This is a genomic window from Microcoleus sp. PH2017_09_SFU_O_A (genome assembly GCF_020738625.1).
In the GTDB taxonomy this organism is placed as follows: domain Bacteria; phylum Cyanobacteriota; class Cyanobacteriia; order Cyanobacteriales; family Microcoleaceae; genus Microcoleus.
In genome coordinates this window covers 26,435-39,303 of the sequence record NZ_JAEQCF010000016.1, presented here as the reverse complement: position 1 = coordinate 39,303, position 12,869 = coordinate 26,435, and the positions used below count along the sequence as shown (strand labels likewise).

The window sequence follows — 12,869 nt, the reverse complement described above, 5'->3', positions numbered from 1 at the left end:
TTCTGCTTACAATAATACTTGATTTTATTGTAAATTTTACTGTAATACTATTTGTATATAATTAAAGGACGCAAAAATGGCTAGACGATATACATGGCAACAACTCGAAAAGCGCGCTGCAATATCAAAAGCTCGCGAGACTTATTTGGATGCACAGAAAAAATCGCCTACAGTATCCAAGCCCTACAAACCAGAGGGCGACAAAACAGAATTAGCAGCATATTCATTTGAAGACCCGGGCGTTATAGTTACAATTCCAGTGCTAGCTGCAACGGCAACAAAAATTAGTTCGATCATGGCTGATGCGGGTGTTCTTACTGCCTCTGCTGCTGCTGCGCTACCACTGACTGTATCATCACAGTCATTCAAGGAAGCACATAAACAAGTTTTGCGAGTAACTATCCACGAGGCAAAAGCGACGCCAACGGTAAAAAATACTCCGTGGGGAACAAGAGTTGTAGACATGATAGACAACAGTTATAGTTTCCCCTTTTCGTTAGGTGCTGATTCAAGCCCAACGGTAAAAGAGGCAAAAACTGTTTTTAAAGCATTATTCTCCACAGGGGGGGGGAAGGGGCTGTTGAACAAGAAAGGTAGTTATGCCACGCTTTCTTTTCGGGGAAAAGTGCTCGCTACTGTAAAACCTTAATATCATGGTTAAAATATCAGCAGTAGCAGAAAACTGGAATATTGTTTGGCAAACGAATCTTGATGCCACCGGGACAATACCTTACTCGCGAGTCTTTTCCCCAACCATTTTAAGTTCACCAGTTGTAGCGCTTTCGGTGACAACTACTGCTGATTATTGGAAAAACCAAGCTATTGGGTATGCCAATCAACAAATAGAATCAGGCTTACTAGGAAACGGATTGGCTAGAGTCAACAGTAAACGAATAATAATCTCAGGCGAATTAAGTATAATACATTTTCCGTTTACTGTTGACTACCGCCTATCAATCGATTTATTTTCTAAAGTAGCAACTACCGTTGCAGTCAGTGTTTACGAATATACAGGAATAATTACATGAAAGATATAATGCTCAAAATCGATATCGCTCTACTAGGTACAACCGTGGCTATTTTGACTGGCGTCCTGAGTGGCTTAAACGTTGTTTGGCAAGCAAAGCGTCAAGCGATTGTTGATTCGCAAAAAATATTACACGCACTTGATTTGATCGAACAGCGACTAAACCATATTGAACAGCGACTAGATAAAACGGATAATTTTATTGCCCAGAACAGTGGATTTACCGGAAGAGACCTATGACAAATAAGAGAATGTACAACATAGTCGTAACAGGCGTTGGCTCTACAGCTATTATTTCGAGCCTTGGGGTGGTGCTGCTAGCCCAGCAAGGTAAATCTGTGTCGGGATGCTTAGAGCTTGCTTTAGCAGCATTAGCGAGTCTAACCGGATTGCTGGTTACACCGCCTGAAAAGTAAATCTTTGTGTTTCAAGTTTAATACTTTTACATTTTACAAAGTAGGCTCCTAAAGTAGGGAGCTACTTGAAGGAATACATAAAATAATATATATTTATATTTATATTTATATATATATTTATTTATATTTATTTATATTTATTCCCTCCCTCACACCGCCCTTTATTATGTTTTTTGGATTGAAAAGCGTGGTGTGGTGTTATTTGTAATGTCCCATTTTTGAAATTAGGTGTCAACCCCCTTGTAACAATTATTTACATACAAGAGGGTTCATTTTTATTTGCTTATAAAGTGAATCCAGAATAAACCATCGGGTATGCAGGTACGCTCGATCAAGTCGTAGCTGTAATGCAGGTATTCACCACTTAAATCAGTTCGATAGCCGTCTGAAAACCATTCGCCGTAAGGGTCATGAACGATAAACCCCTTTTCGTCGTAACCAGTCAGCACAATAATGTGCCCGTATTCCGTAAAGTATCCATGCGTAATACAAGGATTACCCTCGCTTAAATGTGCCTTTACGGCGTCTATAGTTGCTGTTGCGGTGTAAAGGCAATTTAAGCCGTAATCGCGCACCACAGTAGCTAAATCTTGCGGTGAATGCCTGTCAAGGCGTCGCTTCTCCATGTATCCGTACAATTCATCTTCTAGCTGTATCCCTTGCTGATGTGGTGTCACACCCCCCCACAGCAAGCACATCGCAACAGAAGTGACGTTACAACTACCAGTTGGGTTACGTTTGTTGTCCAATTGTGAAAGGTACGGTACATCAAGCTTTACAAAGTTTTTCATAAGTACGTAGTACGTTTTGCGTTACATTGGCTACGCCTTAATTGTAACGAACTGTAACAATCCAGTTCGATTTGCTCGATGAAACTAATATCGCATTTCATCGAGCAAATCGAACTGGATTGGAGAAACATTATTGCTAATACTTCAAAATCTAAATTCAACAACACCTCTATCTACTACTGCACTAAAGCTGGAATTGTTTTAGATCAACGCCCAACTACGGGCGCTCTGGCTAAGCATATTGTCCGATTTGCCAGTAAATGGGAATACAGGGTTTATCGCGAATTAGTCCAGATGGTTGGTGTTGATAATGTTGGACTTCAATCCAAAATTATCCTTAAAGATACGACGGGAAATACAGGGCGCCTAACATATGTGTGCGACTTCCTTGTTTATAACTTCTTTTATGTAGAAGCCAAGGGATTCTTAACACCAGAAGCACGCTGCAAATTGAAAGTATTGGAGCTTCTGCACCCTTCTATCGCAGCACGATTACTGATAGTCACGGAAAAGCCTCAACGCTTATTTGGTGCAAAATGTCCGCCTACATTGTCGGTCGCAGAATTGACAAAGACAGTCAAAAACTTTGAAAAATATCGTATCCAAAACAATGACAAATGACACCGCAGCGCCCGCAATTGCCGATGTACCAGTTTTTAACTGGAGAGAAATTCGTTTAGTTTCTCACCAGTTAAATTTGACGATGCTAGAACCCGACGGATATCGGCATATCAAAGTTTGTCACCTACTGGATGAGAACACGCACACAGAACCGCAACAAGCACGAATCGTCGTTTTCGATGAAGAATATGTTCGGCAAGTGATTGCAGGTCTGATTGTCCCGCTAGTATTTGATGCAATAGAAAGCAATAGACTAACGGAATTTCGACACAGAATAGTCCTCTTAGTAGGTGACGTTACAGCATCGCTTGAGGACATATTCTTTAATGCGCTAGCCGAGGGGCAGAAGCTCACAAAAAAAGAGTGTTTGAAGAGTTACAAGAATAGCTAGTAAACTCTTTGACTCTATTCTTCAAGTAGCTCCCTACTTTAGGAGCCTACTTTAATACATCAACAATCATCAACAATCATCAGCAATATGACAATTTGGATGTTTGCAGCAACAGAAAAGTATCCAGCTAGATTAGATGTCAATGAAAATCTAGTTGAGGCAGATACTATCGGTGTAAAGGAAATGATTGCACACGTAACACCCGACAGTGTTGATATGTGTATGATACTGTCGGCATCCACAACCGGCGTCATCACAAAAGAAAAAGGGTTTTTACCTGCTGGTGTTAAGTGCAATCTCTCGTTTAAAAAAGACAAAAAACAAGTATACGACCAAGACAGCAAAAAGTACGTTGAAGCCCCTGTATCCAAAAACGAAAACTATTTGTTTGTAGTGTTAAAACAATACTTTGAAAACAATCCTGCTACAGGATATACAGGTGTTATCAAGCCGTGGTTAAATCCTTACTTCTGGAAATTAATTGACAAGAATACTGAACAAAGTAGCATAATGGCGGAGGAATTCAAGGATGGATTATTCAACCTTGAACCTTTAACAAGCAATCTAGCCATCCTGACAGAAGATGACAAAAATAAACTGACAGCAAGCTTCGGGTCAGGTAACGCTTATAACAAAAGTGGCTACACAAAAGCTGAATCAGAAGCAGAAAAATTGCAAGCACGGTTAGCTTTTTTAAAGGCTCAGACTAGCTGCTTATTTGAGTGGCAAACATTGGGAGAATTAGCTTTGATAATAAGGGCTGATGCGGACAGCGACATCGGGCTTAGTACGAAACTAGCAATTGAGCTAACAGTAAAATTGATGGGAAATAAACAATGAATGATCGACAATTAGAAATGATTGATTTTGCTCGAAAGCTTCATTCTGATACAGAATCGGGAGTCAACTATTTTGAAACAGAAAGTGACGAAACCCTTGGTGATGCAATTACCAGGCATCTGAGGCTCGTAACCGCAGGTTTACACGAAGCCGAATACAAGCTACTTGCAAGCTTCGCAATGATGCAATCCACGCTATGCAGCATTATTCCCGTAATCCAGCTTTTGGGTGATTCCGGCTCCGGTAAATCTCAAATGTTGTTAGCCATTGAATTACTAAGCGGTCAAGAGCCGATAGCAGGGGGTTCTACGGGGGCAAGTCTAAAAAACCACATCAACCTCATACGATGGGTTGACCCTACAGTAATGACTTACGAGAAAAACTGCTTGTTACTGGTTGACAATACTAACTCTGACACGTTTGATTCAAACGACTGTTTGGCAGCCTTCCTAAATGGCTACAACCGGAAAACCGACAGGCAATTCATTAGCAATGGCAAAGGTGAAAACATTGAGTTCCGTACTTTTTGCCCCAAATTATTTACTAGCGTTTGGCAAATCGAAAGCAAGGAGTTGTTGCGCCGTACCTTGGTAATCAGAACCAGAAAAACTAAAGATTTGCAAAACACTCTAGAATTGGATGCTATTAATTGGTCAGTTCCCGCAGCGGAAATCAGAAACTTTTGGGAGCAACCTAGCAATTGGAATGAATTTGCCGCCACTAGGAAACAGTTGCAAGCAAGTCAAAAGCCTCGACACAGTAAAGAGTATTGGACATTACTGAGAGACTTGCTTGCAACTGGCGTTACTACAGGGGTATGGCATGACATTGAATCAGCAATATCCGAAGTTGCTGACTGGCTTGACATCAGCACAAAAAAGAGAATCCAAATAGTCGATTCTGTTATCATCGAGGCAATTGAGCAATATTGTGGCAAAAAGCGCAACGATTGGGGAGTTCTTAGCTCCATAATCAACCTAGATATACCTCCGAAAATAATCAAGCAAGGTATTGATTCAGCGGTGTCAGACGGCATTCTAGAGCGTCCAAAATTAGCAGCAGTTCAAGAATGCCTAAAATCACTAAATTTTAAGCCTTTTAGGGACGAATCCGATAAGTTTGTGTATCGTTTTATCGGCGAAAACAAATGAAGCCTTTTATCGATATGTACAACGAGTTGGGTATTAATCCTACGGATACTTGGCAAGAAAAATACTTGGGGTTTTTTGTCTCCTCAAGTAATGTAGAAGCCCTAGAACGCTTAAACTGGCTGGCAAATTACTTTGACTGCTTGACCACAGAGTTGAAGACTGACTCCGAATTTAACGAGTTTGCCTCAGGTCTGTTATCGGTTAATGTCCAATTGTCTGAGAAAATAGCTTGCCTCCTATCTACGATTGTAGGTAAGTAGGCTCCTACTTTAGCTCCCTACTTTGTAAAATGAGTCCGAAATGACTTTAAACTATGCCTTGTCTTCTTCGGTTTATTTACAGGAGTTCAAAAATGAGTCAATTACTGGGGTCAATCAACGTTCTTTTGGATGCTCAAAATAGCAGGTGCCGGATTGAATGTGTCTTGCCGTTTGATGAAGATGGTCTCTACTATTACTGGACGATCGACAACTATGAACCAGGAGGCGTAGACAATAAATTTGCCACCGTGGAAGAAGCTATCGCTTCACTCATCCAATACCTCGAACCGATTTTACCGCCTAAAAACGAAGATTTTTATGAGGATTATGAGTACGAACAGGAGGTAAATGATGAGTGAAGCGCTGGGCAAATCAATCAATACTCTCTTAGCTGCTCAAAAAAGCAGGTGTGAGCTTGAATATCTCACTTCAATAATGCCGGTCAACAACAAATATGGTGTCATTTGGTACTGGTCAATCGACCGCGCTGAACCAGTAGACGTAGACAACACATTTGCCACCGTGGAAGAAGCTATCGCTTCACTCATCCAATACCTCGAAACTTTTGTCCCGCCCAAAGAGGACGATGATGATGAGGATAATGATGATGATGAGTATGAGTATGAGTATTAACAGGCTCTGCTATCCAGGAAACCCTTTACATGATGAGTGAAGCACCAAATAATACCGATGGTGACAACTCTTCATCGGTATTGACACTAGACGATATCCTCAAGCGACTAGCTCATCTGGAGGCGATTGTTGGAGCCATTAACGCAACACCTGTTCGGCTAGACAATCGCTTGAGAAAAGTTGCAAGCTTTAATGTTTCTATCTTAGTTTTTGAAAGCTTGTCGGTGATAGCAATAGAACGAGAAATAACTCGCTCAGAACTGTTGCGCCACATTGTAGAAACATGGCTTGCAGCTACAACTAACAACGGTCGCCCAAAAGTCACTAAATCTAAGCCGGTTGGTTTTGATAAAAAATCAAAAACACCTACTGACACAATCACTGAACTGGAGTTTTAACCGCGTGAACATCAAAGACTTTGTTGATCAAATCAATGAATCAGACGCCATAGGATTGGTTATTCATCCTGTAATTCTATCTCTAGACTCTTCTTGGGATTTAGCGGGGGCAAATACGAAATATTACTGGGCTACTCAGTATCGAGAAAGCATCCCTTTCGATACTGAGTGGGAAGCATTCCTCGACTTTCTGGCATCACTGAACTGGGAAACCCCTGAGCTTTGGAATGCGGACAATACCTATGCCTGTGACGAGTCTGAGCCACCATTCTAGGAAGGCCTGTGTCAACGTAACGCCTCGACCTCGACTAGAACAATACATCAAATAAGAGAGTACAAATCAATGGCAAATCAACCACCGGGAAACCCATCGCCTTCTTTCGTGCCTTTACCACAGCTAACAATGGTTGTCATCAAATCTGCTGCAAAGCATCGGAAAATTACACCGCAGGAGTTGATCGAAAACGCGGTAGCATTATACCTGAAACCTAAAAGCACAGAAGATAAGCTGATTGAATGCTTGGAACGAATAGCATTGTTAGAGGAGTGTCAACGTGCTGACAAGGCTAAGATAGCTCAATTGTCCAATGAATGCTATCAATTGGCGGAGCGAATAGCTGCTGCTACTCACTATTTAATGGACGAATTGGGGTAATCAAAATGATGCAAATTCTATTGCGGAATCACGATCAATCTCAGCGTCTCAAAAAGATAACGTGTACCGAACTCAGGCTTCCCGAGGTGATTGAATGGCAAGGTAGATTTTACCGCCATAACGGTCAGCGGAGTCTCTTCGTAACAGACAAACAGACAGGTAGTAGACAATGGTGTAACGTACCCTTCTACCGCGAGTGTCGAGGAGCTAGGCTAGCAAAACTCATCTTTACACCCGCCAAGGATTAGAAGTCATAAATAGATAGGACATACCCCCTTTAATCAGGGGGTATTTTTTTGACTAGAATCCTTCTAGAAACTGCGGGCTTACAAGTAAGCTACCTCAACGGCTGTAATGACGCAAATACGTTAAGTAAATAGAAAGTGTCTAGAAAGTACAGGCATAATGGCTGGAAGGGTAGAAAAGTCGTGCTTTCTCCTATTCCAGACAATCTGGGCGTACACCGAGGTGGCGCGGAGTGACTGTCTTGCATGAACTAAAAGCAGCAGGAATTCCCGTCGCAGTTGCTAGCGACAATTGTCGCGATCCGTTTTACGGATTTGGCGATCACGATGTTTTGGAAGTCTTGAATATGGCAGCCCGTATCGCCCATTTAGATCGGCCTTGGGAAAATTGGCCGCGCACAGTCACAACCACAGCAGCCGACTTAATGGGATTGCCGAATTTGGGACGAATCGGAGTTGGTTTACCCACAGATTTGATTTTGTTTAAGGCGCGGAATTTTAGCGAATTGTTATCTAGATCGCAGCGCGATCGCACAGTTTTGCGGCAGGGTAGAGCAATTGATACAACTTTGCCGGATTACCGGGAACTAGACGATTTGTTGCAGGAAGACTCGGCGGTTGAAACCGCGTCTATAGAAACAAAACCCGCCTCCGCGGGTTGAAGAAAACTCGACGGTTAAAATTATTTAATCTTCTTCAGTCCGCGGAGGCGGACTTCGTTTTTGTAGACGCGGTTTCAACCGCCGTCTTATGCGGTTAAAATTATTTTATCTTCTTCAGTCGGCGTCCGGCTGACTACCCTTCGGGAAGGCTAACGCCTACGTTTTTGTAGGCGCGGTTTCAACCGTACTTCCTATCTTGTCAAGTGACAACAGATTTGATATAAATATAAAACCTGATGCAATCGAGGATGTTTTAAGTGAAAGCAGTTATTTTATTGTCGGGAGGGCTGGATTCCTCAACTGTTTTGTATCAAGCGAAAGCCGACGGCTGCGAATGTTACGCGATATCCTTTGACTACAAGCAAAGACACCGGCGAGAGTTAGAATCAGCACGGGCGATCGCACTTTCAGCACAGGTTAAGGTGCATCAGGTGGTAAACTTTGACTTGACGCAGTGGGGCGGTTCGGCTTTGACAGACAATCAGATAGAATTGCCGATCGATCGCAATCTGGCAGAAATGTCGCAAAACATCCCCGTTACCTACGTTCCAGCTAGAAATACCATTTTTCTCAGCTTTGCCCTCGCCTACGCCGAAACCCTAGGAGCTCAGCGAATTTACATCGGTGTCAACGCTTTAGATTATTCCGGCTATCCCGACTGCCGCCTCGATTACATCCAAGCCATGCAGGAAGTATTTCGGTTGGGAACCAAGCAGGGAAGGGAAGGAGAAGCTATTAAGATTTTCACACCTTTGATAGAACTTAAAAAAACCGAAATTATTCAATTGGGCAACAAGTTGGGAGTGCCTTGGACACAAACTTGGTCTTGTTATTCAGGTGGCGAAAGTGCCTGCGGCGTTTGCGATTCTTGTCGGTTGCGGCTGGCTGCTTTTGACGAATTAGGATTAAAAGATCCGGTGCCTTACGCTTAATATTGCAGGTTTGCAAGGAAGCATCTGAGTTTTGAAGAGGGCGAAGCATGACCGCATATAAGTTATTAGTTATAATCTCCTATTTTCTACGGTCATGCTTCGCCCCTACGGATATATTTGCCTTGCGCCAGATGCACCCTTTCAATCCGCACTAATTGATTGTTTAACTCACTGAAATTAACCAATTTGTAGGGTTGGCAATGCAGATAGATTGATTTTGAACACCGCGAGTCTCGTCAAGTTTAAGGGTTTTGATTTTGAAATCAAGCTCTCGATCAATTTTCTTTGCTTGAAATATGAAAAAATCTCAAGCAAAATAGCGATTTCCTGCTTTTTGTGCAATTTAAATTTATTCCGCCGAACAGTGCTGGGTAGGGTGCATGTCACTTGGGCAAATATGTTTGTAGGGGCGAAGCATGACCTCCGTCAATATCGGATGATAACTAATAACTTATATGCGGTCATGCTTCTTCAGGCTTCAAAAACCAGATGCACCCGCTGGGTACATACAGCCAGCACTGTCTAGCACGATCGTTAAATCAGGCAATTTTAGGCTAATTTTGAACAATAACAGTCTCTAGCTTCGGTATTTCGGCTAAGGAGTTCGGTTCCAGCGACAAGTGCCGTTTTTTGACCTTACCAGCGTGGTATATAGGCGTTGCACAAAGTCAGCCAACTATTTAATTTGAAAGTCTACCTACAAGTACGGTATTGACTCGGAAATGGCTGCGAAGTTTATTATATTTATCAGTATTTATACGATTGAATCCTGGAGTTTTAGGAGATTATAGTTAAGATCGAATGCTTCAACAAACAATAGCGATCGCTATTATCGCCATCATTTGCTACCAAATTCTAGATTAAATCTACTCCGGCATTCGCACAATTGTCTCTCGCAAAAAATGAATGTGTGACTGAAAAGCCATCAGCATCTAACCTTGACAGAATAAATACTAAATCAATGACTACTCATCCTTCTTTGCTCAGCTCCATATCATTCGATCCGCTATCACCATCGGTAGACTTATCTGTTTCCTTCGCGCAAAAGTATCTACAACAGATGAAAAGCGGTACCCCTGCGGTTGTGGGTGAGGATAAATTTATCGAACGACGGCGTATCAGTATGGCAAAACAAATGTTGACATCGCTGCGTTCTGTGAGTGCAAAATCCTGGACAAAAACTGACTACCTATTGGCAGAAACGTTAATTGAACACGGTATAGATACGGATCTGATCGATCCTTGGTATATTTCTGGTGGTATTCATCAAGTTTATAAGTTTGCGATCGAAGCATATAGCGAGCAATTGTCGCCCTATCGTATAGTCAACAAGGTGAGCCCAGTTCTCGGACAAGTCCGACAGCACGTTACAGCAATTGATCCCCGCGTGATTGGCTTTGTGGCGATGCAATATCACTACACGGGAACGCAGTTGATGGACTTGCTCCCTGAGGGAGAACAGGAAAATTTTGGTAACTACGTCAAGATGCTAGACGATCATTTATATATGCCACTGCAACGCGCATACCAAGCTGCTGCAAAGCATCCACCGAATGCGATTCCGGTGCAATCTGTTCGCCTGCTGATGTCGAAGATGAGCTATATTGCTGAACGGGTAGTCGATCGAGTGAATCAACTGTACCCACGCTATCGCTGTTATTCTGGGCCCCTCAACAGTCAACATATCCGTACATCAAGTGTTCGTGATGTCGAGATGTTTCAGGTTTATATGTGGGTTTGTTTGCTCGAAGGCAATTTGCACGCGCTAGAAACCGAACTATTTCCCCTGTGCGTGATGATTTACCCTCGACTGAATGTCAGTTGGGAGCTCGTCAGCCAGATGACTCACCTACTTCGTAAGGAGATTGGGGCTTGTCTGTCACCCGAACAAGCGCAGTATTGTGAACCCTTCTATGAGATTCTGCGCCGTATGTTTTCAGAGGAAGTTTTCCCGAATGCTTGATACCGCAAAAACTCTTACGAACAGCACAAAGCTTGATATTAAAGGACTTTAGCTTGTTCCTCCAACATTAGTTATTGTCCTGTTTATTTTGAATTTCGTGTGGCAGCGCATTCATTCAATGGGACTAAAAGCATATCAGCTATTTGCGATCGTCCTCCCCATCAAAATCCAAATATAATACCAATTCAAAAAAATGTTTCTACAATAATTCAATACGGTTTACTTAATATAGTCCGAAGAGAGGAACGAAGCAATCTCCGTATCTATTTTTCAGAGGGTTTTACCCCCAGGGCGGTCTTAAGTAAACGGTATTGTACAATAATTGAGGTTGAGTTTGTTTGCTGAAATCTTGTCGGTGGTGCGTCGCCATAGCTGATTGTTCATCTCTTTTAAGGTAAGCTTTCTGGCGACACACCCTACCAATATTGTTGCATTTATTTTTTTAATTGGTATTAACTAGAAAACTTCGCCGCACCTCTCAAACCGCCATTCGATCGCCCTTTTCCCCCAACTTCCCCGCCCGCCGCTGCAACTTCACCCAAAACTCGATCGCCCGCCGTCGCACTCAACAACTGAATTTGAATCTGATCCAACCGCGGCCCGCACACAGAAACTACTGTAAGTTCCGCATTTTCGCAGCGCCAAACTTCCCCAACCGCCGGCATTCTTTGCAACTGATAACTCAGAAAACCTCCGATTGTCTGATATTCGTCTGTCACCTGCAAGTCCAAATTCAATATTTGATTGACATCATCTACATTTAACTGCGCTTGCGCTAAAAAAGTGCGATCGTCCAATACTTGCAAAGCTATTTCTTTGCTGTCGGGCGACTCGTAAGTGCGGCCGATAATTTCAGCGATCAAATCCCTCAGCGTCACCAAGCCGGAAATGCCGCCAAATTCATCGACGACGATCGCAATTTCTTCCGACGAACCCTGCATCAAAGGCAGTAATTCCCCCAGCAGCATCATTTCCGGCACAAATCTCACCGCACTAATCCAAGTTACAATCGGCGTGTCGGGAGATAGCAAACCTTCAGCTAAGGGTTTCGCCAGTTGTTTGAAGCCAATAATCCCGATAATATCGTCTAAAGAATCTCCCGTGACGGGATAGCGGGAATGGTTGGAAATCGCCATTTCCGAAAGCAAAGTTTGAAACGTAGCCGTCTTGGGAAGTGCCACAATGCTGGGCCTGGGTACCATCACTTCTTCTACGCAAACTTCGCCAAATTCAAACACGTTATTCAGCAATTCTCGCTCTTCTGCTTCCAAGCCGCTTGATTCGCTGGAAGTCGCTATAATTAATTGCAGTTCTTGGGGCGTAACTGGCTGGTGCGTGCGCTCGTATTCGATTCCCGCAAGCTGCAATAGCGATCGCGTGGATTGATTGAGAAACGACACAAAGGGATTGAACAAGCGGGAAATCAATAAACTCGGAGGCCCTAAACTTCTGGCTAGCTGTTCGGAATAAACCAAGGCTACAGATTTGGGCAGGATTTCGCCGAGTACGATTTGCAGGTAAGCTAGCAGGAAAAAAGTTACTATTGAGATGCTGGCAGAATGGGCGATCGCCGATTTGATATAGATTGGTAGCGGCAAATAGCCGATCGACATTCGGATCAGTACGGCGATCGTATCTTCTCCAATCCAGCCGAGAGCTAAACTAGAAAGAGTGATTCCCAACTGCATTGTTGAGAGCAATCGCTCGATACTGTGTATCAAAGATTGAACAGTTATCGCCGGAACATCGCCGGCCTCGACTAATTGATTGATGCGCGATCGGCGTACCGTCACCATCGAAAACTCAGCCGTCACGAAAAAAGCATTGATCGCAATCAGCAGCAGCACTGACAGCAACCGCGACAGCACCTCTGCCCAACTCATC

19 protein-coding genes and 1 pseudogene are annotated in these 12,869 nt (G+C 43.1%); 18 read left to right on the top strand and 2 right to left on the bottom strand.

Going from position 1 to position 12,869, the window contains the following annotated elements; translation table 11 throughout:
- Positions 1-76 precede the first annotated feature (76 nt).
- Genes JGK16_RS08630 through JGK16_RS08615 form a run of 4 tightly spaced genes read left to right on the top strand, consistent with a single transcriptional unit; the run spans position 77 to position 1,443 of the window.
- On the top strand, positions 77-649 hold the full coding sequence (locus tag JGK16_RS08630) for a hypothetical protein (RefSeq protein WP_293202956.1): 573 nt from the start codon (positions 77-79) through the stop codon (positions 647-649).
- 4 nt (positions 650-653) lie between these two features.
- Positions 654-1,028 carry a hypothetical protein gene (locus JGK16_RS08625; protein WP_293190266.1) on the top strand — a complete coding sequence of 125 codons (375 nt, stop codon included), beginning with the start codon at positions 654-656 and terminating at the stop codon, positions 1,026-1,028.
- Positions 1,025-1,267, top strand: a complete 243-nt coding sequence (locus JGK16_RS08620; RefSeq protein ID WP_293190267.1) for a hypothetical protein — start codon at positions 1,025-1,027, stop codon at positions 1,265-1,267. Before JGK16_RS08625 ends, JGK16_RS08620 begins: the two co-directional genes overlap by 4 nt.
- Positions 1,264-1,443, top strand: a complete 180-nt coding sequence (locus tag JGK16_RS08615; protein ID WP_293190268.1) for a hypothetical protein — start codon at positions 1,264-1,266, stop codon at positions 1,441-1,443. The genes JGK16_RS08620 and JGK16_RS08615 overlap by 4 nt, the downstream gene beginning before the upstream one ends.
- A 275-nt stretch (positions 1,444-1,718) precedes the next feature.
- Here JGK16_RS08615 and JGK16_RS08610 read toward each other — a convergent pair whose 3' ends face one another.
- The gene (locus tag JGK16_RS08610) at positions 1,719-2,234 is read right to left on the bottom strand and encodes a C39 family peptidase (RefSeq protein WP_293190270.1); all 516 of its coding nucleotides are present in this window, start codon (positions 2,232-2,234) and stop codon (positions 1,719-1,721) included.
- A gap of 78 nt (positions 2,235-2,312) precedes the next feature.
- On the opposite strand from JGK16_RS08610, the gene JGK16_RS08605 reads away from it, so the two are divergent.
- From JGK16_RS08605 to JGK16_RS08540, 14 genes and pseudogenes are all read left to right on the top strand, one after another.
- Positions 2,313-2,855 carry a hypothetical protein gene (locus JGK16_RS08605; RefSeq protein WP_293190271.1) on the top strand — a complete coding sequence of 181 codons (543 nt, stop codon included), beginning with the start codon at positions 2,313-2,315 and terminating at the stop codon, positions 2,853-2,855.
- The gene (locus tag JGK16_RS08600) at positions 2,845-3,246 is read left to right on the top strand and encodes a hypothetical protein (RefSeq protein WP_293190272.1); all 402 of its coding nucleotides are present in this window, start codon (positions 2,845-2,847) and stop codon (positions 3,244-3,246) included. The genes JGK16_RS08605 and JGK16_RS08600 overlap by 11 nt, the downstream gene beginning before the upstream one ends.
- An 87-nt stretch (positions 3,247-3,333) precedes the next feature.
- On the top strand, positions 3,334-4,086 hold the full coding sequence (locus JGK16_RS08595; RefSeq protein WP_293202955.1) for a hypothetical protein: 753 nt from the start codon (positions 3,334-3,336) through the stop codon (positions 4,084-4,086).
- On the top strand, positions 4,083-5,237 hold the full coding sequence (locus JGK16_RS08590; protein ID WP_293190275.1) for a hypothetical protein: 1,155 nt from the start codon (positions 4,083-4,085) through the stop codon (positions 5,235-5,237). The genes JGK16_RS08595 and JGK16_RS08590 overlap by 4 nt, the downstream gene beginning before the upstream one ends.
- Positions 5,234-5,497 carry a hypothetical protein gene (locus JGK16_RS08585; protein WP_293190277.1) on the top strand — a complete coding sequence of 88 codons (264 nt, stop codon included), beginning with the start codon at positions 5,234-5,236 and terminating at the stop codon, positions 5,495-5,497. Before JGK16_RS08590 ends, JGK16_RS08585 begins: the two co-directional genes overlap by 4 nt.
- Positions 5,498-5,589: 92 nt before the next feature.
- On the top strand, positions 5,590-5,856 hold the full coding sequence (locus tag JGK16_RS08580) for a hypothetical protein (protein ID WP_293190279.1): 267 nt from the start codon (positions 5,590-5,592) through the stop codon (positions 5,854-5,856).
- Positions 5,846-6,130 carry a hypothetical protein gene (locus JGK16_RS08575; RefSeq protein ID WP_293190281.1) on the top strand — a complete coding sequence of 95 codons (285 nt, stop codon included), beginning with the start codon at positions 5,846-5,848 and terminating at the stop codon, positions 6,128-6,130. Before JGK16_RS08580 ends, JGK16_RS08575 begins: the two co-directional genes overlap by 11 nt.
- Positions 6,131-6,159: 29 nt before the next feature.
- Positions 6,160-6,528, top strand: coding sequence for a hypothetical protein (locus JGK16_RS08570; protein ID WP_293190282.1), 369 nt, complete (start codon positions 6,160-6,162; stop codon positions 6,526-6,528).
- Between the two features lie 4 nt (positions 6,529-6,532).
- Complete coding sequence (locus JGK16_RS08565) at positions 6,533-6,802, top strand: hypothetical protein (protein ID WP_293190283.1); 270 nt, start codon at positions 6,533-6,535, stop codon at positions 6,800-6,802.
- Between the two features lie 69 nt (positions 6,803-6,871).
- Positions 6,872-7,183: a hypothetical protein gene (locus tag JGK16_RS08560; protein WP_293190285.1), complete on the top strand. Its 312-nt coding sequence runs from the start codon at positions 6,872-6,874 to the stop codon at positions 7,181-7,183.
- Positions 7,184-7,188: 5 nt separating this feature from the next.
- Positions 7,189-7,431: a hypothetical protein gene (locus JGK16_RS08555; protein WP_293190287.1), complete on the top strand. Its 243-nt coding sequence runs from the start codon at positions 7,189-7,191 to the stop codon at positions 7,429-7,431.
- A gap of 203 nt (positions 7,432-7,634) precedes the next feature.
- Positions 7,635-8,090: pseudogene (locus JGK16_RS08550) on the top strand (amidohydrolase family protein); the annotation flags it as partial.
- A 257-nt stretch (positions 8,091-8,347) separates the two neighbouring features.
- Positions 8,348-9,022: a 7-cyano-7-deazaguanine synthase QueC gene (gene queC / locus JGK16_RS08545; protein ID WP_293190288.1), complete on the top strand. Its 675-nt coding sequence runs from the start codon at positions 8,348-8,350 to the stop codon at positions 9,020-9,022.
- Positions 9,023-9,983: 961 nt separating this feature from the next.
- Positions 9,984-10,985, top strand: a complete 1,002-nt coding sequence (locus tag JGK16_RS08540) for a hypothetical protein (protein ID WP_293182431.1) — start codon at positions 9,984-9,986, stop codon at positions 10,983-10,985.
- Positions 10,986-11,437: 452 nt separating this feature from the next.
- On the opposite strand, the gene JGK16_RS08535 is transcribed toward JGK16_RS08540, so the two are convergent.
- Positions 11,438-12,868 carry a hemolysin family protein gene (locus JGK16_RS08535; protein ID WP_293182467.1) on the bottom strand — a complete coding sequence of 477 codons (1,431 nt, stop codon included), beginning with the start codon at positions 12,866-12,868 and terminating at the stop codon, positions 11,438-11,440.
- Between the last annotated feature and the right edge of the window lies 1 nt (position 12,869).